Source organism: Bifidobacterium erythrocebi, from assembly GCF_012932675.1.
In the GTDB taxonomy this organism is placed as follows: domain Bacteria; phylum Actinomycetota; class Actinomycetes; order Actinomycetales; family Bifidobacteriaceae; genus Bifidobacterium; species Bifidobacterium erythrocebi.
On sequence record NZ_JAAIIF010000008.1, the window covers coordinates 187,395 to 207,586 of the forward strand.

20 protein-coding genes, 1 tRNA gene and 1 pseudogene are annotated in these 20,192 nt (G+C 59.2%); 21 read left to right on the top strand and 1 reads right to left on the bottom strand.

Annotated features, from left to right (window positions below; translation table 11 throughout):
- The first annotated feature begins 72 nt into the window (after positions 1-72).
- From G1C98_RS04345 to G1C98_RS09335, 11 genes are all read left to right on the top strand, one after another.
- On the top strand, positions 73-828 hold the full coding sequence (locus tag G1C98_RS04345) for a YebC/PmpR family DNA-binding transcriptional regulator (protein WP_169079582.1): 756 nt from the start codon (positions 73-75) through the stop codon (positions 826-828).
- A gap of 6 nt (positions 829-834) precedes the next feature.
- The gene (gene ruvC / locus G1C98_RS04350; protein ID WP_169079584.1) at positions 835-1,416 is read left to right on the top strand and encodes a crossover junction endodeoxyribonuclease RuvC; all 582 of its coding nucleotides are present in this window, start codon (positions 835-837) and stop codon (positions 1,414-1,416) included.
- Between the two features lie 68 nt (positions 1,417-1,484).
- Entirely contained in the window at positions 1,485-2,102 is a 618-nt protein-coding gene (ruvA, locus tag G1C98_RS04355; RefSeq protein ID WP_169079586.1) for a Holliday junction branch migration protein RuvA, read from the top strand.
- Positions 2,103-2,106: 4 nt separating this feature from the next.
- Positions 2,107-3,168 carry a Holliday junction branch migration DNA helicase RuvB gene (ruvB, locus tag G1C98_RS04360; RefSeq protein ID WP_169079588.1) on the top strand — a complete coding sequence of 354 codons (1,062 nt, stop codon included), beginning with the start codon at positions 2,107-2,109 and terminating at the stop codon, positions 3,166-3,168.
- A gap of 42 nt (positions 3,169-3,210) precedes the next feature.
- Positions 3,211-3,639, top strand: coding sequence for a preprotein translocase subunit YajC (yajC, locus tag G1C98_RS04365; RefSeq protein ID WP_169079590.1), 429 nt, complete (start codon positions 3,211-3,213; stop codon positions 3,637-3,639).
- Between the two features lie 11 nt (positions 3,640-3,650).
- Complete coding sequence (locus tag G1C98_RS04370; RefSeq protein ID WP_169079592.1) at positions 3,651-4,235, top strand: adenine phosphoribosyltransferase; 585 nt, start codon at positions 3,651-3,653, stop codon at positions 4,233-4,235.
- 59 nt (positions 4,236-4,294) lie between these two features.
- Complete coding sequence (gene sucC / locus G1C98_RS04375; protein WP_169079594.1) at positions 4,295-5,488, top strand: ADP-forming succinate--CoA ligase subunit beta; 1,194 nt, start codon at positions 4,295-4,297, stop codon at positions 5,486-5,488.
- Complete coding sequence (gene sucD, locus G1C98_RS04380; RefSeq protein ID WP_169079596.1) at positions 5,488-6,408, top strand: succinate--CoA ligase subunit alpha; 921 nt, start codon at positions 5,488-5,490, stop codon at positions 6,406-6,408. Before sucC ends, sucD begins: the two co-directional genes overlap by 1 nt.
- A gap of 28 nt (positions 6,409-6,436) precedes the next feature.
- Entirely contained in the window at positions 6,437-7,783 is a 1,347-nt protein-coding gene (locus G1C98_RS04385) for a cell division protein PerM (protein ID WP_169079598.1), read from the top strand.
- Entirely contained in the window at positions 7,734-9,359 is a 1,626-nt protein-coding gene (gene purH, locus G1C98_RS04390) for a bifunctional phosphoribosylaminoimidazolecarboxamide formyltransferase/IMP cyclohydrolase (protein ID WP_169079600.1), read from the top strand. The genes G1C98_RS04385 and purH overlap by 50 nt, the downstream gene beginning before the upstream one ends.
- Positions 9,360-9,512: 153 nt before the next feature.
- Positions 9,513-9,785 (top strand): DUF3017 domain-containing protein, encoded by a 273-nt coding sequence (locus G1C98_RS09335; protein WP_169079602.1) that lies wholly within the window; start codon positions 9,513-9,515, stop codon positions 9,783-9,785.
- Here G1C98_RS09335 and G1C98_RS04400 read toward each other — a convergent pair.
- A complete protein-coding gene (locus G1C98_RS04400) occupies positions 9,714-10,679 on the bottom strand; it encodes an MIP/aquaporin family protein (RefSeq protein ID WP_169079604.1) in 966 nt (321 codons plus the stop codon). The two genes, G1C98_RS09335 and G1C98_RS04400, sit on opposite strands and share 72 nt — an antisense overlap.
- A gap of 140 nt (positions 10,680-10,819) precedes the next feature.
- Between G1C98_RS04400 and G1C98_RS04405 the strand changes: the two genes are divergently transcribed.
- The 10 genes and pseudogenes from G1C98_RS04405 to G1C98_RS09500 form a co-directional block, all read left to right on the top strand.
- On the top strand, positions 10,820-11,593 hold the full coding sequence (locus G1C98_RS04405) for a pseudouridine synthase (protein WP_169079606.1): 774 nt from the start codon (positions 10,820-10,822) through the stop codon (positions 11,591-11,593).
- On the top strand, positions 11,590-13,719 hold the full coding sequence (gene der / locus G1C98_RS04410; RefSeq protein WP_169079608.1) for a bifunctional cytidylate kinase/GTPase Der: 2,130 nt from the start codon (positions 11,590-11,592) through the stop codon (positions 13,717-13,719). The genes G1C98_RS04405 and der overlap by 4 nt, the downstream gene beginning before the upstream one ends.
- A 105-nt stretch (positions 13,720-13,824) precedes the next feature.
- Positions 13,825-13,898, top strand: a tRNA-Pro gene (locus G1C98_RS04415).
- Positions 13,899-14,363: 465 nt separating this feature from the next.
- Positions 14,364-14,927: a hypothetical protein gene (locus G1C98_RS04420; protein WP_169079610.1), complete on the top strand. Its 564-nt coding sequence runs from the start codon at positions 14,364-14,366 to the stop codon at positions 14,925-14,927.
- Positions 14,917-15,261 (top strand): transcriptional regulator, encoded by a 345-nt coding sequence (locus G1C98_RS04425; protein WP_169079612.1) that lies wholly within the window; start codon positions 14,917-14,919, stop codon positions 15,259-15,261. The genes G1C98_RS04420 and G1C98_RS04425 overlap by 11 nt, the downstream gene beginning before the upstream one ends.
- 11 nt (positions 15,262-15,272) lie before the next feature.
- Entirely contained in the window at positions 15,273-15,938 is a 666-nt protein-coding gene (locus tag G1C98_RS04430; RefSeq protein WP_169079614.1) for a hypothetical protein, read from the top strand.
- Positions 15,939-16,032: 94 nt separating this feature from the next.
- Positions 16,033-16,806, top strand: a complete 774-nt coding sequence (locus G1C98_RS04435; protein ID WP_169079616.1) for an ABC transporter ATP-binding protein — start codon at positions 16,033-16,035, stop codon at positions 16,804-16,806.
- Positions 16,807-16,810: 4 nt separating this feature from the next.
- Positions 16,811-17,476 carry a hypothetical protein gene (locus G1C98_RS04440; protein ID WP_169079618.1) on the top strand — a complete coding sequence of 222 codons (666 nt, stop codon included), beginning with the start codon at positions 16,811-16,813 and terminating at the stop codon, positions 17,474-17,476.
- Positions 17,477-17,913: 437 nt separating this feature from the next.
- On the top strand, positions 17,914-19,341 hold the full coding sequence (locus G1C98_RS04445) for a UTP--glucose-1-phosphate uridylyltransferase (RefSeq protein WP_169079620.1): 1,428 nt from the start codon (positions 17,914-17,916) through the stop codon (positions 19,339-19,341).
- A gap of 120 nt (positions 19,342-19,461) precedes the next feature.
- A pseudogene (locus G1C98_RS09500) lies at positions 19,462-20,175 on the top strand (helix-turn-helix transcriptional regulator); the annotation flags it as partial.
- Between the last annotated feature and the right edge of the window lie 17 nt (positions 20,176-20,192).

Genomic DNA, 20,192 nt, shown 5'->3' on the forward strand with positions numbered 1-20,192 from the left:
TGCCAGCAATGTCTGCTTAGCGCCATACAATCTTTTTCGTTTGTCAGTAATCGTTTATTTGCTAGGAGCATTATGTCCGGTCATTCCAAGTGGGCGACCACCAAGCACAAGAAGGCTGCCATCGACGCAAAGCGTGGCAAGCTGTTCGCCAAGCTCATCAAGAACATCGAAATCGCTGCCCGTCAGGGTGGCGGCGACCCCGACGGCAACCCGTCCCTGTACGACGCGATCTACAAGGCCAAGAAGGCCTCCATGCCGGCCGACAACATCAAGCGCGCCGTCAAGCGTGGCTCCGGCGAGGAAGCCGGCGGTGCCAACTACGAGGACATCGTGTACGAGGGCTATGCACCCGCAGGCGTTGGCCTGATCATCGAATGCCTGACCGATAACCGCAACCGTGCGGCCGCCGAAGTGCGTTCCACCCTGACCAAGGGCAACGGCTCCCTGGCCACCAGCGGCTCCGTGTCTTTCAACTTCGAGCGCAAGGGCCAGATTGTGGTTCCCGCCGAGGGCGTGGACTTCGACGACCTGTTCGAGAAGGCCGCCGAGGCCGGTGCGGAAGATGTGACCGAGGATGGCGATGTCTTCACCGTCGTTACCGGTCCGTCCGACCTGACCGAGGTGCGCAAGGCCCTGCAGGACGCCGGTTTCGATTACGATTCCGCCGATCTGGTCATGGCTCCGAAGAACGAGGTCGAGCTGAGCCTCGAGGACGCCCAGAAGGTGTCCAAGCTCATCGACAACCTCGATGACCTGGACGATGTGCAGAACATCTACTCCAACTGGACCGCCTCCGACGAGGTCATGGCGCAGCTGGAAGAGGAGTAATCCTCGATGATTATTCTCGGCGTCGACCCCGGACTTACCCGTTGCGGGGTCGGCGTTATCGAAGCCGGCGCTTATCGCCGGCTTTCCTTTATTCACGTGGATGTGGTGCGTTCCTCGCCGAACATGTCCCAGGATCTGCGTCTGCTGGCCATCTACAACGGATTGGTCGAGAAGATGGACCGATTCGTGCCGGACGTCGTATCCATCGAACGTGTGTTCGCGCAATCGAACCACAATACCGTGCTCGGCACCGCGCAGGCGGCGGGTCTGGCCATGCTTGCCGCGGCGCAGCGTGGCATTCCCGTGGCTTTGCATACGCCGACCGAGGCGAAGCTCGCCATAACCGGTGATGGCCGCGCTCAGAAGATACAGGTCGAACGCATGGTCACTCGCATTCTGAATCTGAGCGCCATGCCCACGCCCGCCGATGCGGCGGATGCCCTGGCCTTGGCCATCTGCCATGCCCTTCACCCCGCAGGGGCGTTGCAGGGCGGGGAACGTGAACAGCATCTCACCGCGGCGCAGCGGCAATGGGCGCAGGCCGCGCAGAAAACACGCCGACGTTCCTCTACGGATAGGGGCATGTGACGCCTGTTGCTGCGTTCCGTGCCGGATTCGTGTACACTGTCGAACAGTTGTTCGAATAGGGAGGCGTGATGATCGGCTCATTACGAGGCGCCGTTGAAGTGGTCAGCACCACGCAGGCGGTTATAGAAGTCGGGAATGTCGGCTACGAGGTGCGTATGCCGGCGGCGGATCTGTCCCGCATGCATACCGGGCAGGAAGTGCACGTCTGGACGTACCTGAATGTCTCACAGGATGCCATCACCCTGTACGGTTTTCTGGATCAGGCCGCGAAGAAGATGTTCCTGCAGTTGATCAAGGTCAGTGGTGTCGGCCCGAAAGTGGCGTTGTCCCTGCTGTCCACCTTGTCTCCCAACGATCTTGCCCGCGCCGTGGCGGACAATGACGCGACCGCCTTGTCCAAGGCCCCGGGCATCGGGAAGAAGGGCGCGCAGAAGATCATTCTGGAATTGAAGGGTTCCATCAATCTTGAGGATTTGGGGGAGAAGGAGCCGCAATCGCAAACCGCGAAGGACGCCGGTGCCTTCCAGGTCGTGGAGGGGCTGATGTCGTTGGGGTGGCATCAGCAGGATGCGCAATATGCGGTGCAGACCGCCTGCGAGTCCAACGGAATCGCATTGCCGTTGTCGCAGGAGGACGTGCCCAGGGTGCTCAGGTTGGCTTTGACGTCGTTGGATAGAGGACGGTGAATGAATGAACGAGCCCTATGAACAGGTGAATACCGGTGCCAATGAGGAATCATTGCGTATGGTGTCCTCCCAGCCCATCGGGAACGAGCCCGTCAGCGATGAGGAATTGCGTCCGCATATATTGGACGGGTTCATCGGCCAGCCTCAGCTGAAGGCGCAGCTCCGTCTGTTCCTCGATGCGGCCCGCAAGCGCGAGACGCCTCCCGACCATATTCTGCTTGCAGGCCCTCCGGGCTTAGGCAAAACAACGTTAGCCATGATTGTGGCTAACGAGCTTGAGGTGCCGATCCGCATCACCTCCGGCCCCGCCATCCAGCATGCGGGCGATCTGGCGTCCATTCTGAGCTCGCTTGAGCCCGGGGAAGTGCTGTTCGTAGATGAGGTGCATCGTCTGCCGCGTGCGGCCGAGGAGCTGCTGTACATCGCGATGGAGGACTTCCGCGTCGACGTGATGGTAGGCAAGGGGCCTGGGGCGTCGTCCATCCCCTTGACGCTGCCGCGATTCACCATGATCGGCGCCACCACGCGCGAGGGAATGCTGCCCTCGCCGTTGCGTGCGCGATTCGGATTCACCGCGCATCTGGATTTCTACCCGCACGAGGAACTGGAAAAGCTGGTGGAACGTTCCGCCGGCGTACTCGGTCTCGAAATCGATCGTGACGCCGCACATGAGCTTGCCCTGCGTTCGCGCGGCACGCCGCGTATCGCCAATCGACTGCTGCGCCGCGTACGCGATTGGGTCATCGTCCACGATCTGTCCAAGGCCTCCGCCGACGATGTGCGCCAGGCGCTTGCCCTGTACCAGATCGACGCCGAGGGACTCGATCGGCTCGATATCGCCGTCCTGAACGCCATCGTACGGAACTTCCAGGGAGGACCGGTGGGATTGAACACCCTGGCCGCCATGGTGGGTGAGGAGTCGGAGACGGTGGAGACCGTTTGCGAGCCGTATCTGGTGCGTGAGGGGTTCCTTATCCGAACCCCGAAGGGACGCGTGGCGACCCCGAAGGCCTGGCAACATCTCGGCATACGGCCGAACGAGGATGATGTCAGCAAGAGTTTCTAGTATTACCAGTTGGATTACCGTTACCGTGTTAAGGAGTTTATAGTGCCGTCCTCTCTGTGTCTCGCCGTTCTCGTGATCGTTTTCGGAGCCCTGATGTTCTGGCAATCCAAGAAGGCTAAGGAACAGCAGCAGGAGCAAAAGGATTTCCGCGCGAACCTTCAGCCGGGCACCGAGGTCATCACCATCGGTCGCGTCATCGGCAAGGTCGTCGAGGTGGACAATGAATATGACGAGATCGTCATCGATTCCGAAGGCTCCAAAATGCGTTTCGCCCTGAGCGCCATCGCTCGTGAATATATTCGTCCGGCATACGTCTCCGACGATGAAGTCGATGAATACGGCAATCCGCTTCCGAAGAACGAAATCGAAAACGCGTCCGAAGATTCCGAAGCCGACAGCACGGAAGCCGCAGCGGACGGCGATCAGCAGCCCGCTGAAGCCGCTGTGTCCGGCGAATCCAAGAACGATTGATCGGAACGGCAATGGCCAACAATAACGACATCATCATCAAGGCACTGGGCAAGGTCGGCAAGGAAGACGCCGAATATCTCGTTTCGCTTATTGGCTCGACCCCGGGATTCCCCAAGGAAGGCATCATCTTCCGCGATTTCATGCCGGTGCTTGCCGACGCACGCGGACTGGATATTCTTCTGCGCGGCTTCGCAGCGGCGCTTCCCATCGCTCCGGAGGATTTCGACACCGTGGCCGGTCTCGAATCCCGTGGATTCCTCTTCGGCCCGGCCCTTGCGAACAAGTTCGGCAAGGGGTTCGTCGCCATCCGCAAGGCAGGCAAGCTTCCGCCGCCGGTGTTCGCCGAATCCTACGATCTTGAATACGGCTCCGCAAGCGTCGAGATCGAGCAGAACGCCATCCAGCCGGGTGAGCGCGTGCTGATCGTCGACGATCTCATCGCCACCGGAGGCACGGCACGAGCCGGTGCCGACCTCATCGAGAAGGCGGGTGGCGTTGTTGCTGGATTCAGCTTCCTCATGGAACTAAACGGCCTTGACGGCTGCGCCAAGCTGTCCGAGGCACCTATCAGCACTCTCACCGCGATGCCCGCCTGATAAGGCGCAGCGCGCGGATAAAACCAAACAGTCAGACACAACCAGGAATCGATCGCATCATGGATCTATATGAATACCAGGCGCGTCAGTTGCTTGAGGAGCAGGGCATCCCGACCCCGAAAGGCATCTACGCACAGAATTCACACGAAGTCGCAGAGGCAGCCGAGAAGCTCGGCTATCCGAATGTAGTCAAGGCGCAGGTCAAGATCGGTCATCGCGGCCAGGCCGGCGGTGTCAAGCTCGCCAAGACCCGTGACGAGGCGATTCTGGCGGCCGAGGACATTCTGCCCATGACCATTCACAAGCACAAGGTCAATGGCGTGCTCGTTGCCGAAGGCAAGAACATCCTGCACGAGTACTACGTCTCCATCTCCGTGGATCGTTCCTCGCGCGACTTCGATGTGCTTGCGACGGCCAATGGCGGCACCGAAGTGGAGGAGATCGCCAGGGAGCACCCGGAGTCCGTGAAGAGGCTCCATATCGAGGCGCTGGATGATTTCGACATCGATGCCGCACGTGAGATGGCCGAAAGCATCGGCTTCTACCATGCCGATGTGGATCAAGCCGCGGAGATTCTGCTGAAGATGTGGCGTTGCTTCAAGGAGAACGACGCGACGCTGGTGGAGATCAATCCTTTGGCCAAGATCGGCGATCCTGACGACGAATCGTCCAAGATGCTGTGCGCCCTGGACGCGAAGATCTCCCTGGACGACAATGCGGCGTTCCGTCATGACGGCTGGAAGCGTTTCGACGATCCGATGGCCAACGACGAACTCGAACGCCGTGCCAAGGAGCACGGTCTGCATTACGTACATCTCAATGGTCAGGTCGGTGTGATCGGAAACGGCGCCGGTCTGGTGATGAGTTCCCTTGACGCCGTGTCCGGCGCAGGCGAGGACCTCGGCTCCGGCGTCAAGCCGGCCAACTTCCTCGATATCGGCGGTGGCGCATCGGCCGAGGTCATGGCGGCAAGCCTTGAGATCGTCCTCAGCGATCCGCAGGTCGAATCCGTGTTCATCAACGTATACGGCGGCATCACCTCGTGCGAGCAGGTGGCCCAGGGTATTCTCGAGGCGCTGAAGACGCTGCCTTCCGTCAAGCCCATCGTCGTTCGTTTCGACGGCAATGCCGCAGCGGAGGGTCTGTCCATTCTGGGCTCCTCCAACAATCCGAACATCCATGTGGCGAACACCATGGAAGAGGCGGCCTATCAGGCCGCGCGCATCGCATCGACGACAAAGGAGGCCAACTGATGGCACTGTTCATCGAAGACGATGCCCCGGTTATCGTTCAGGGCATCACCGGGCATCAGGGCATGGTGCACACCGCCCGCATGCTGAAGGCGGGAACCAATATCGTCGGCGGCGTCAATGCGCGCAAGGCCGGCTTGGACGTCACCTATCCTGCCGCCCGCAACGGCGAGGATGCCACCATCCACGTCTTTGCCACCTGTGCCGAGGCCAAGGCCGCCACGGGTGCCGTGGCCTCCGTGGTGTTCGTTCCGCCTCGTTTCGCCAAGGATGCCGTAGTAGAGGCCATCGAGGCGGGCATCAAGCTCATCGTGGTCATCACCGAAGGTATCCCTGTGGCGGATTCCGCGTATTTCGTGGAATTGGCATTGCGCAACGGTGTGCGTATCGTCGGCCCGAACTGCCCTGGTCTCGTCACATTCGCATCCTCCGAGCAGACGCATGGCGTCAATCTGGGCATCATCCCCGACGGCATCGTCAAGCGCGGCCCGCTTGGACTGGTCTCCAAGTCCGGCACGCTGACGTATCAGCTCATGGGCGAACTCAGTGATATCGGATTCACCGCATGCCTGGGCGCCGGTGGAGATCCGATCGTCGGCACCACGCTGGTCGAGGCGTTGCAGGCGTTCGAGGCCGATGAGAACACCAAGGCCGTGATGATGATCGGCGAAATCGGCGGCAGCGCCGAACAGGACGCCGCGCAGTGGGCCAGCGAGCATATGACCAAGCCTGTGGTCGCCTATATCGCAGGATTCACGGCTCCGGAAGGCAAGCAGATGGGTCATGCCGGCGCCATCGTGTCCGGAGGCAAGGGCACCGCGCAGGATAAGAAGATCGCCTTGGAGACCGTAGGCATCAAGGTCGGTCGTACGCCAGCGCAGGCGGCCGAGTTCATGCGCGAGGCCATCGCGGAAATCCGGTAATCGAACTGATAAGGGTCCAACGGCATCAATGAAGAAGAAGACATCGGTTACCTCGATTTTCAAAGGAACCCTTGCAGCGGTAAGCGCATTGCTCATCTATGCCATACCGCTTGGCTGCTTCATCGCGTTGATGCTGTTGGTCGTTTCCATGGAAGAGGGGAGCGACGGCCTTACCGCCCTTACCGTCTCACTGACGGAAGGCATGGTGCTGCTTTCCCAAGGAGTGCCGTTCACCTTCGGCACCATCAGGATGGCGATAACCCCGTTGATGCTCGCCGTCCTGTTGATAGCGCTGATCGCCCAGTGCCTGAGAAAAGCAGGCCCCAAGGCCGATGTCTGGCTGTCGGGTCTGCTGGTGTGGGTGCTGCTCAATCAGTTCTGCATTCGATTCACCCATCTGCAGATTCACGACGATGCCCTGCATATCGCGGGGAAAACCGCGCTGATCTGGTTGCTGGGCGTCGTGCTTGCCGTCATTCCGTCGAAATCGGCGACGGGAACGCTGCGTGGCGCATGGCGCAGGCAGGTTCCACAGGCCGTGCGCTCCCTGTTCACCGTGGCATTCGTGGTGGCCATGTCGGTGATGGCATTGCTGATGGTCATAGGACTGGCCACCGTCATCGCATGGACAGTGAACGGCAATGAGGCCGTGTCCAGGCTGTTCGAACTGATCAACATGCGCACCGGATCGAGGATCCTGACGTCCATCGCCTACCTGGCCTGGCTGCCGAACCTCATGGTATGGGCCGTCTCCTGGGTTGCCGGCGCGGGATTCTCCATAGGCGATCTGGGCACGTTCACCCTGTGGGTGGGGCAGTCCACCAATTTGCCGCCACTGCCGTTGTTCGGCATTCTTCCGAGCCCGGTTTCCAACGCCGGGGCTCGTCTTTCCATCCAGATGTGCATTCCCGTCGCATGCGCGTTGACGGCCATCGCGGCGATGCTATTCGGACCGCTGAAGATCCGAATCTCCACAACGACCGATCGGGCCGAGGGCCAGCGTCTTGTCGTGCTCATGATCAGGCATGCGTTGATGCTGTGCGGCTCGGCCATCATCGTGCTGCTGCTGTCCTGGGGCATGTTCGCCGTGGCGAATGGCTCGTTGGGCGAAAAGCATCTCGCGTCGGTCGGCGTCGATGTCGTGGCGTCCATGCGCATGGTGGGTCTTGGCCTTCGCCAGGGATTCATCGCGGCATGGCTGGTCGCGGCCATCGCCGCGGCTCTGATGTATGGCGTCCGATGGCTTCTTGCATCGAAGAGGAGCGCATCGGATGAGCCCGCATCACCAAAGATTTCATTGCAAACAACAGCAAGGGAGGAAAACGATGACAGCAAGTCGTCCGATCAAGAGGGCACTGGTCTCGGTCTTTCATAAGGAAGGCATCGAGACCCTCGCCAAGGCCTTTATCGAGGCCGGGACTGAAGTGGTATCCACCGGTTCCACCGCGAAGCGCCTGGCCGAACTGGGCGTGAAGGTCACCGAAGTCAGCAAGGTCACCGGTTTCCCCGAGTGCCTGGATGGTCGCGTCAAGACGCTTGACCCGCACATCCATGCAGGCATCCTTGCGGATATGACCAATCCGGATCATGCCGCACAGCTGGAGAAGTTCGGCATCAAGCCGTTCGATCTGGTGGTCGTGAACCTGTATCCGTTCGCCGATACCGTGCGTTCCGGTGCCAATGAGGCCGACACCATCGAGAAGATCGACATCGGCGGTCCGACCATGGTGCGTGCCGCCGCCAAGAACAGCGCGACCGTAGCCATCATCACCGACCCGGCCGATTATGCGCTGGTCGCTGGCCGTATCAGCAACGGTCAGGGCTTCACGCTCGAAGAGCGCCGCTGGCTTGCCGGCAAGGCCTTCGCCCACACCGCCTCCTACGACGCCACCATCAACGAGTGGACCGCCAAGCACTGGCCGAAGCCGTCCACCGTGGAATCCGCCGAGGGCGAAGACGAGACCCCGGTCAACGAGGCCGTGTTCCCCGCCACCTTCACCCGCACGTGGGATCGCTCCCACATGCTGCGTTACGGCGAGAACAGCCACCAGCAGGGTGCCCTGTATCTTGACCCGCTCAACCAGAACGGTTTCGCACACGCCGAACAGCTGGGCGGCAAGCCGATGAGCTACAACAACTATGTGGACGCCGACGCCGCCTGGCGTGCCGCGTGGGACATGGCTCCGTCCATCGCTGTCGCCGTGGTCAAGCACAACAATCCGTGCGGTCTGGCGATCGGCGCAACCGCAGCCGAAGCACACAAGAAGGCCCATGCCTGCGATCCGATGAGCGCCTACGGTGGCGTCATCGCGTGCAACACCACCGTCACCCTTGAGATGGCGGAAAGCGTGCGCCCGATCTTCACCGAGGTCATCGTGGCACCGAACTACGAGCCCGAAGCGCTGGAACTGCTGCGCACCAAGAAGAAGAACCTGCGTATTCTCAAGGTCTCCGAACCTGCCAACCCGAAGACCCAGTTCCGTCAGATCGAAGGTGGCCTGCTGGTGCAGCAGCCCGATCTCATCAACGCCCCCGGCGACAGCCCGGATGCCTGGAAGCTGGTGTCCGGCGAACCCGCCGACGAGGCGACCATGAAGGATCTGGTCTTCGCATGGCGTGCCATTCGCTGCGTGAAGTCGAACGCTATCCTGATCGCGCATGATGAAGCCACCGTCGGCATCGGCATGGGCCAGGTCAACCGTGTGGACTCCTGCCACCTCGCCGTTGATCGCGCCAACACCCTGGCGGATGGCGCGGATCGCGTCACCGGCTCGGTCGCCGCATCCGACGCGTTCTTCCCGTTCGCCGATGGTGCCGAAGTGCTGATGAACGCCGGTGTGAAGGCGATCGTGCAGCCCGGCGGATCCATCCGTGACGAGGAGGTCATCAAGGCGGCCCAGGATGCCGGTGTGACCATGTACCTCACCGGTACCCGTCACTTCCTGCACTGATCAAGAGCGATCCGGGTGGAGTGACTGTCAAGATTGTCGTTCCAGCCGGAATTTGAACGATAGGCCCGGTCCGTTTGCCGATACAGCGGACTGGGCCTAATATTGTGCCCGCATATCGTATCCAATGATCATCGAACATCGGCAAGGGGAGCAATGCACAATCATCCATTCGTCAGTGAGGCCCACGAGGGCAAGCCGTGGTTTGAATGGTGTGTTGCCATCATCGTCGTTCTTTCCGGCATCGTCGCCGCGTTCGGATACACAACGGCCGCCACGGTGTTGATCTCCGTGACGGCCATCATAACCGGCTCCATACGCCTGATACTGCGTGAGAAGAGCCCTTGGAAAGTACGCTCAGTCGCGTTCGACTCCTTCATCGGAATCTGCCTTGGCATCGGCCTGCTCGTTACGTACTTCAGCTTCTGACGCCTTCGCCTCAGCATTGCCCTCGGTTTCGGCTGCGGTTGCGGAATCCGTGGATTCCTGGGCGGCATCGGCGTTCTCGTCATAATCGTTGAGCTTGCTCGGATCGTCGCCCTTCTTCGGCATCCTCACCATCATGGCCAGCGCGACCACTGCGGCGGCCAGCACCGGGCACACCCAGAACAGCCACAGCTGGGTAAGCGGGTTCTGCGTAAGGTCCTGATTGTAGGCAAACAGCGCGATGCCGGTGGCACGAGCCGGGTTGAGCGCGGCGCCGGTCACCGGGAAGGCGATCGCGGCACCGAAAGCGTAGGCAACACCCATGTACGCGGCATAGTTCTTCTTGCCATACTGGGTCATCGCCACCGCGATGATGACCAGTGCGGCCACGATCTCCACGGCGGCCGCCTGGCTCACGGAGAAATTCAGACCATACTGCTGCAGCGTGGTGTAGGCGATGGAGCCCTTGTCGAAGCCATTGACGGCGGTGGTCAGCCACTGCTTGGCGGTGATGGTGGAGGAGACGGGCAGCAGGGACTTGATCAGCAGACCGGCCAGACCGGCGCCCACCACTTGGAAGATGATGTACAGAATGCCGTCAAGAACCTTGGTCTTGCCGGTGAGCATGGCGGCCACGGTGATGGCCGGGTTGAATTGGCCGCCGGAGATCCTGCCGAGGAACAGAGTGACCGCCATGTAGACCAGGCCGGTGCCGATGGCAATGTAGGCGAGATTCAGGCTGAACACAATGGAGCCGAACGTGCAGAACACATAGATGGCGAAGCATGCGATGAACGTGCCCAGCAGTTCCGCGCCGATTCGCAGCGGCAGCGGACGAACGTCTTCGACTGTTTCGGAAGGTGCTTCCGCCTCGGGGGCGGTTGTAGCAGATGTCATGTCAATCCTTTGATGAATACTGTGATTAATACTGTAACGGGCGAAACGCTCGTCTGAACGGATGCCAGTTTAGCAGCAACCGTCAGGTACGGTAGCATAGAAAAGTTGGAAAAACCTTATAAGGCCACGTTGGGAGAACGATGCCAAACGCATATTCCCGTGCCAGGAAGGCACACGAAAACAATCAGGAAGGCATTCGCCTACAGAAGCTGCTTGCGCAGGCCGGATTCGGCTCCCGCCGCAAATGCGAGCAGATGATCACCGATGGACGTGTGGAGGTGGACGGCGAGCTGGTCACCGAGCTCGGCACCCGCGTCGATCCGACACACCAGCAGATCCGTGTCGACGGTTCCCGCGTCCGCATCAGCAACAAGCACATCACCCTCGCCCTGAACAAGCCCCGCAAGGTGCTGTCCGCCATGGACGATCCGAAGGGGCGCTACACCCTGCGCGACATCGTGGGGGACAAGTACGAGCGCATCTTCCACATGGGCCGCTTGGATTACGATTCCGAGGGCCTGATCCTGATGACGAACGACGGCGAGCTGAGCCAGCATGTCATGCACCCCAAGTACGAGGTGGAGAAGACCTACGTCGCCACGCTGGAAGGCAAGATCTCCGGTACGGCGTGCCGCCGTCTGGTCACCACGGGCGTGCAGCTGGATGATGGCTGGATCAAGCTCGACCGTTGCGCGATCATCGACGCGACCCGTGACACGACCATCGTCAAAGTCGTGCTGCATTCGGGCAAGAACCGTATCGTCCGCCGTATCTTCGGTTCCATTGGCTTCCCGGTGAAGCGCTTGGTACGTACGCAGATCGGCCCGATCAAGCTCGGCGACCTCAAGTCCGGTTCCTACCGCGTGCTCAGCCAGACCGAAGTCCGTTCGCTTTCCAAGGAGGTTGGACTGTGATCCGAGTTGCCATTGACGGCCCCGCGGGAGTGGGCAAGTCCTCCACGTCCAAGGCTTTGGCCAAGTATTTCGGTTTCGCCTATCTCGATACCGGTGCCATGTACCGCGCCTGCGCATGGTGGTGCCTGAAGCAGGGCATCGACCTTGACGCCGAACAGGTTGACGAGCGTGTGGTCACCGAAGCGGTGGGCGAGTTCTTCACCGGCGACCATTTCGATATCAGCGTCGATCCCGACAACCCGTCCGTGAGCGCGGACGGCGAGGACATCTCCGAGGCGATCCGTTCCTCCGAAGTGTCCTCCCACGTGTCGAAGGTGTCGAACATCATTCCCGTGCGCAACGTGCTCATCGCCGCGCAGCGCGCGTACATCGCCCGTGAGGAGTCGGCAGACTCCTTCTCCGGCGGACTGGGCGTTGTGGCCGAAGGGCGCGACATCACCACGGTCGTCGCACCCGACGCCGAAGTGCGCATTCTGCTGACCGCGCGTGAGGAAGTGCGTCAGGCACGTCGTTCCGGCCAAAGCGTTGCCGGCGTCGGCGCGGAGGATGTGGCCGCCCGCGACCGTATGGATTCCAAGGTGACGAGCTTCATGACCGCGGCCGACGGCGTCACCACCGTCGACAACTCGGACATGGATTTCGAGCATACGCTCGACGTGCTCATCGGCATGGTCGAGGACGCCATCGAGGAGCAGGAGTACGAGCGTTACGCCGCCAACCTTGATGACTACGAGCTGGATGAGGGTGACGAGGCACTGATCTCCAATGCCGATCGAGGGGAGTCCTTCGATAACGGCAAGGGCAAGTCGGTCGGCGTGCTCGCCATCGTGGGCCGTCCGAACGTGGGCAAGTCCTCGCTGGTGAACCGTATCCTCGGCCACCGAGTCGCCGTCGTGGAGGACACTCCTGGCGTGACCCGCGACCGTGTCAGCTACGATGCCGAATGGGCCGGCACCGATTTCAAGTTGGTCGACACCGGCGGCTGGGAGGTCGATGTCGAAGGCATCGATTCCGCCATCGCCTCGCAGGCCGAGGTGGCGGTGAACCTTGCCGATGCCGTCGTGCTGGTGGTTGACGGCCAGGTGGGCCTGACCGACACCGAGGAGCGCATCGTCAAGATGCTGCGCGCTTCCGGCAAGCCCGTCACGCTGGCGGTCAACAAGATCGATGACCGCGAAAGCGAATATCTGGCCGCCGAGTTCTGGAAGCTCGGCCTTGGAGAGCCGTACGCCATTTCCGCCATGCATGGCAGGGGAGTGGGCGAACTGCTCGACGCCGCCATCGCCTCGCTGAAGAAGGCCGAGAAGACCTCCGGCTACCTTACGCCGTCGCATCTGCGCCGAGTCGCTCTGGTGGGCCGTCCGAACGTGGGTAAGTCCTCGCTGCTCAATCAGCTGGCCAAAGAGGAACGAACCGTGGTCAACGATCTGGCCGGCACCACGCGTGATCCGGTCGATGAGATCGTGAACATGGATGGCGAGGACTGGCTGTTCATCGACACCGCAGGCATCAAACGCCGCCAGCACAAGCTCAAGGGTGCGGAATACTACTCCTCCCTGCGTACGCAGGCCGCCATCGAGCGCTGCGAGCTGGCGCTGGTGCTGTTCGACGCGTCCGTGCCGATTTCCGATCAGGATCTCAAAGTGATGAGCTCCGCGGTCGACGCGGGCCGTGCCGTCGTGCTGGTGTTCAACAAGTGGGATGCCATGGACGAGTTCGACAAGCAGCGTCTTGAGCGCCTGTGGGCCACCGAATTCGACCGTGTCACCTGGGCACAGCGCGTGAACATCTCCGCCAAGACCGGATGGCATACAAATCGTCTGACCCGCGCCATGCGTGAGGCGCTGCAGTCGTGGGACACCCGTATCCCCACCGGCAAGCTCAACGCGTTCCTGGGGCAGTTGCAGGCGGCTCATCCGCATCCGCTGCGTGGCGGCAAGCAGCCGCGCATCCTCTTCGCCACGCAGGCCTCCACCAGGCCGCCGCGTTTCGTGATCTTCGCCACCGGCTTCCTGGAGCACGGGTACCGTCGATTCATCGAGCGTTCTTTGCGTGAGGAATTCGGTTTCGAAGGCTCGCCGATTCAGATTTCGGTGAATATCCGCGAAAAGAAGAAGCGCAAGTAGTGTTGTGCAGACGGCGTGGCGCGCCCATGAAACAACGCGCCACGCCGTCTTTTGGCAAAAAGCGGATGGTTGTGCTAGATTTTCTTCTCGGTGCTGATGCACCATCGGGCCGTAGCGCAGTTTGGTAGCGCACTTGACTGGGGGTCAAGGGGTCGCGGGTTCAAATCCCGCCGGCCCGACCGAAAAGCCCGCCGGCCCAATGCTTTCATGGCATTGGAACGGCGGGCTTCTTGCGTATGGGGGCAGTATTGCGGCAGTGGACTACAGTATCCCCACGCCTTTCATCATCTTCGAAGCTCTTTACGGGATTGCAGTATGACGTCATTTGCACATGGGCGGAGCCCAGTACTCTTTTCCCAATATGTCTCTCGAAGTTGAGATAAGCAACGTCGAATACAGCACGGACGTCACCCATGCAACACACCGACCAGCATATATGGGTGCCCACTCAGGGCACCGAATAAGAACCACAGTTTAGACCGGATTTGACTAAAAAAATTTTACTTTCCATAGCGGAAAGTGGTATTCTATTTTCCGACACGGAAAACAGTTTGGCCGTCATCATGCCACGCATCCTTACGGAGTAAGTAACCGCGCACCCTGCATGATGGCAAGCCGGAAAGCGAATCGAGGTGTCCTGCAATATGGACGAGATTTCAAACGAACATTTTCAAGGCAATGCTCAGCAGAACGAGGATCTGTTCCGGACCATCGCTTCCGATCGCGTTCATCTTATGAAGCGTGTCGCGGACAACCGTCAATATGCCATCGTCTACACTGCAATCAGCACCATGCTGGTTCTGTTGTACTGGGCTGTAGGCCTTATGCTCGCCGGCTCGTTCCCCGACTCCATATGGGTCTATGCAGCCATAATCGTGTTGTGTCTTATTCTCGGGATAGCGACAGTCGTGGTCCAGATTCTGTATAGGAACAGCACTGGAATCAAATTGTCAGCACTGACCATGCTTCCTCAAGGCGAGTTGGGCAGGAAGGCGTTCGGCGATTACAGGGTCTCTCTATCGTGCGGACTGGTCTTTGCGCTGGCATTCGTTTTGCCATGGCCTAGTTTGATAATCGGATATGCCCAGTGCCATTGGCCCGCGGCAGTGCTGTATGCGATAGCTGCAGCAGCAGTCATATACAGGACATTCCGCTGGAATCAGCACATGTGGGTATGCGCGGCGGAAGGCATCAGCCATGAAAACTGAATCCAATACATCCTTACATCAGAATTCGGCAACACCACATTTCGATGAGGTAATTCATGCGCCGGTACGGCTGCGTATATGCGGGCTGCTCAAAGCATACGGGTCGGTACGATTCGATGTCCTACGCGACACACTGGGCATCAGCGATGCCACCTGCTCCAAGCATCTAAAGACATTATCCGAGCATGGATACGTATCGGTCAGTAAGAAGACAAACAGCTCCAAGAACTCCAAGGGGTACAGGATCACTTGGGCAACGCTTACCGATGACGGAAACAGGGCATTCCAATCCCATGTGGCCGCTCTGCGCCAGATCATCAATGGACGGGAATGACGAGGAACCACATGAAGGCCTTTCTGTTCAAAGACAGCATTCACATACGTCGCAGTCCAGCCGATCTCATCTCACTTTCGCTCGCGACGATTGCCATCATCGTCGCTGTGTTCCACGCGGCATCCGGCCGAGGACAACGAGAAGGTGCGGCATTGACTTCACTGATTGTCTCGTTCGTTGTCGTGGCATTGCTGATGACTCAGATCCTGCAGGAAACCATCGAGAGCGATATGGGGCAAAGCCTATTCGATGCCTTCCATGTCGCCGGGCATTCGATCGTTGAATACTGGATGATCAAGACGACGGTCTCGGTATTGATGGCAATACCGGGGAGCGTCGTAATCATCCTGTCGCATGCATTGCTCGCACCTGCCATTCGACCGATGCTGACAGCCGACATGTTGGCCATCATAGCGTTCGGACTGATTACAATCGCGGTATGCGCAACGGATATAGCCATGTGGCGATCCGGCAACATATTGGTAAGCACGTCTGTAACCGCCGCAACGGCTTGCATATACATCATGCTCGTGGCGAGCGCACCGTTCCCCCTGAAATCGGCAGCAGGCGGATTGTTTGCCGTCCTGGTGGGCCTCGCATCCTGCATGAAGCTGTGTCGTCTGGATCGGCGATACCCCAACACGCATCGCGAACTGCGGATCGGCGCTATAAGGTAGCGGGCCAATCGACCTTCATCGACCGGCCCGCCAAGGAATCGCGTTAATCAATGCCGCATAACACTCATGCCTTCTCATACTAAGGAATTCATTCATGTCAGATACCACATCAACCGTCATGCCATCGACGGAACCAATCATCTCAGTGCAAAACGTCAGTTTCGGCTACAAGCGCAACGCCACCGTGCTAGAAGGCGTCAGCTTTGATGTACCGCAAGGGCAGTCTCTGGCGATTCTGGGATATAACGGGGCGGGAAAGACCACTCTGCTTCACATCATCACAGGCCTGCTTCGTCCGAAGACAGGTCGGGCAGTCATCAATGCGAACCTAGTGCCAAGCATGCGGGATGTATTTCAGATGAACGATCAATCCTGCATGGCTGCGGAACTCACCGTACGTGAAAACATCAGGTTCCGCGCCATGCTGTTGGGCAGGACACTCGATACAGAACATATCGATGACGAGCCCATGATAAGAGCTTTCCAACTCGATGATCATCTTGACAAGAAGGTCTCCGAACTTTCGTCAGGCCTGAGAAAGAGGGCGGGACTTGCAACGGGATTGATATTCAATCCGCATGTCATCATGTTGGACGAACCGACTAATGCCATCGACCCTCTTACCAGACGGCTCATGACCGATCTGATGAAACAACTCAAGGCCGCGGGAAGAACCGTACTCACCGTTACGCATGATCTCGAATATTGCTGGTATGTAGCCGATCGCGCAATCGTGTTGGATGACAAGCATCTGGCTAGGGACATCATGATATCCGATTTCCATGATTATCGGGGATTCGAGGAAGCCGCGACATTGGGCAAAGAGAACAGGATCGTGGATTTCGGTCTGGGAGCTTCCCGGAGGTGACACTATGGCCAAGCTGACAAAAGCGCTGACGTTCCATGACTGGACGATTCTTAAACGCAACAAGGCATTCTGGGGCGTTTTGGCCGTCATGGACATATTGACGACGCTGAGTATCGGAATGGAGGCGGCATATGACGGAACACTGTACATTCTTATGCTGCTTGCGCCAGCCATGGGATATGAGGCAGCGGCCATGTTGCTGTTCTCTATTGGGGGCAAATTCTCGATGGAAGATTTTGACGTGGAGGAAGTTGACGAGATCATCCGCCAATCGGAACATTCCATGTTCGCGTACATGCTCGCGCGCTCGATGCTGTACGTGATCCTGTCCATCGTATCGACGCTGCTGCCCCTCGCCGTGATATTCGCATGTGGACTGGCATCGTTTCATGCAATCGTCTCATGGCAGATCCTGTTCTACCTGTTGTCGACGGTGGCGACGGCGGCAAGCGGATCCCTGCTCATAACGGGTTTCTCCGGACGTTCCGGCATGCAGGCCAGCCTGCTTTGCCTGGCCAATCAATTGCCCGTATGGCTGTTCGCCGCATCATCCTTCCTGCTTCCTCAACCCTGGCCAGCAATGATTTTGGTGGTATTCATGGTTGCGACGATATACATCGCCGTCCACATCGACCGGAAGCATCATGTCAATACGCTGCGGACGCTGTGACACAATCACTGTTGTGGCGCTCACGATTAGACAGCATCAGGGGGGAGAAAAAGAGAGAACCGTACATATCGAAACCCGCGAAAAGCATGACGGATGCTCATTTGTGACATTCGGCGATTCGCGGGTTCAAATCCCGCCGGCCCGACCGAAAAGCCCGTCATTCCAATGTTCTTAAGGCATCGGAACGGCGGGCTTCGTCGTATTCTTGGGCGAATTTGGGCGATGAACGTATCTTCCCCCGTCTTTTCCACTTCGAGTGCCGAGATTTGCACGCCCACCTTGGCGTGGGGTAAGGTACGGTACAGACGGTCGGCATGTGCTGGAAGGGTCTGTTTCCTGAAGAGAGGCGGAAGGCACGCCGATGGACCAGAGATAATTCAACTACGCATGGTCTGAATCATGATTCGAGCCATGCTCATTAGGGAGGAAATGCTTCCATGCCGGATCAGTTCGACCAGTTCGCCGCGAAGATGCGCGAACATGACATGAGCGAGACCGCGATCAATCAGTTCCACCGTCTGTACGATGTGTGGAAGGCGGATGAGGGTTCCACCTGGATTCGTGAATCCGACGTGGAGCCGCTGACCGGTGTGCCGAGTTTCCATGACGTCTACGAGACCATCGACCATGACGAGGCGATCAACGCGTTCGCCAAGACCGCATTCCTCAAGCTCAACGGAGGTCTCGGAACCTCCATGGGACTCGATTGCGCGAAGTCCCTGCTGCCGGTGCGCCGTCACAAGGCCCGTCAGATGCGCTTCATCGACATCATCCTCGGCCAGGTCGTCACCGCGCGTCAGCGTCTGAACGTGGATCTGCCGCTTACCCTGATGAACTCCTTCCGCACCTCCAAGGACACCATGAAGGTCGTCCGGGCCGACAAGAAGTTCCATCAGACCGATATCCCCACCGAGATCATCCAGCATGTGGAGCCGAAGATCGACCTCGCCACCGGCTGCCCTGTGTCGTTCCCGTCCAACCCGGACCTGGAATGGTGCCCGCCCGGACACGGCGATCTGTTCTCCACCATCTGGGAGTCCGGTCTGCTCGACACGCTCCAGGAGCATGGCTTCAAGTATCTGTTCATCTCCAACTCCGACAATCTTGGTGCGCGTCCGTCACGCACGCTGGCGCAGCATTTCGAGAACACCGGCGCACCGTTCATGGTGGAGGTCGCCACCCGCACCTACGCCGACCGCAAGGGCGGACACATCGTCCGCGACAAGGCGACCGGCCGTCTGCTGCTGCGCGAGATGAGCCAGGTGCATGATGACGACAAGGCCGACGCACAGAACATCGACAAGCATCCGTATTTCAACACGAACTCCATCTGGGTGCGCATCGACGCGTTGAAGGAGAAGCTCGCCGAATACAACGGCGTATTGCCGCTGCCCGTCATCCGCAATATGAAGACCGTGGATCCCACCGATCCCTCCAGCACTCCGGTGGTCCAGCTTGAAACCGCCATGGGTGCCGCGATCAGCCTGTTCGAGGGTGCGATCTGCGTGCAGGTCGACCGTATGCGGTTCCTGCCGGTCAAGACCACCGACGATCTGTTCATCATGAGGTCCGACCGCTTCCACCTGACGGACTCCTACGAGATGGAGGACGGCAACTACATCTTCCCGAGCGTCAAGCTCGACCCCCGGTACTACAAGAACATCCATGACTTCGACGAGCGATTCCCATATTCGGTGCCGTCCCTGGCCGCCGCGAATTCCGTCACCATCGAGGGGGACTGGACGTTCGGCAGGGACGTGGCCATGTTCGCCGATGCGAAGCTGAACGACGAGGGAGCCCCCCGTTACGTACCGAACGGCGAATATGTGGGCCCGCAAGGCGTGGAACCCGACAATTGGATATGAGCAGAATAAAAAGTCGCTCTTTTTTAAAGAAAAGACAACCAATCTGCAAAAAAAGCCGTAATATAAAAGAAGTGCGCAACCGCGCACACTGTTGAAAACTCTAGCGATACGTGAGGACTAATGGCAGAAGGCACAAGCGGAAGGCGACGTTTCTCCGACAAATGGGGCAAGCATGAGCTTGATGTGCTGGCGGTATTGTCATCTGCGTTCCCGCAGTGGCTCACTTCACGACAAATTGCCCAGCGCGTAAAAGCGTATGCCGATTCATATGGTGAGTTGGCGGATCAGGCGGCCAAGGCCGCTTTCGCCAAGCAATTCCAGCGAGACCGTGCCAAACTCGCGGCGATGGGCATCGCAATCGAATCCCGTCAGCCCGAGTACTCTTCGAAGTCCGAAGGCCAGGATTTCGCCTCGTATCGCCTGCAGCTTGGTGATGAACCCCGCGTGCGCCTGTGTTTCAAGCCTGAAGACATGCCTGTGTTGGCGGCGGCCAATTATCTGGCACGCTCCATGTCCATGTCCAGCGAATCCGAGCAGCAGCAGGACAACAGTCGCGTTTCCCGCACCGCACCCCGTGTGCCGCAGACGCCGATTCCCGGCCTGGGACTCGATTCCATCGCGCCTGGTCTGGGTACCCAAGCGATTCCGGATGCGCTGGTCAAGGTCATCGACTCGCGTCGGTTCGCAGCCACCATCGATGTGGACGGCGAACATATCAACGTCGCATACACCGATTCCGACGATTTGGCCACATACGTGCTTGAACATCCTGGTGCGGCCATCGTCAGCCCGCAGGAGGCCGTGGACGCGTTCCATCGTCGCCTCAAGGCCGCCGAAAAGCTTCAGCCCAT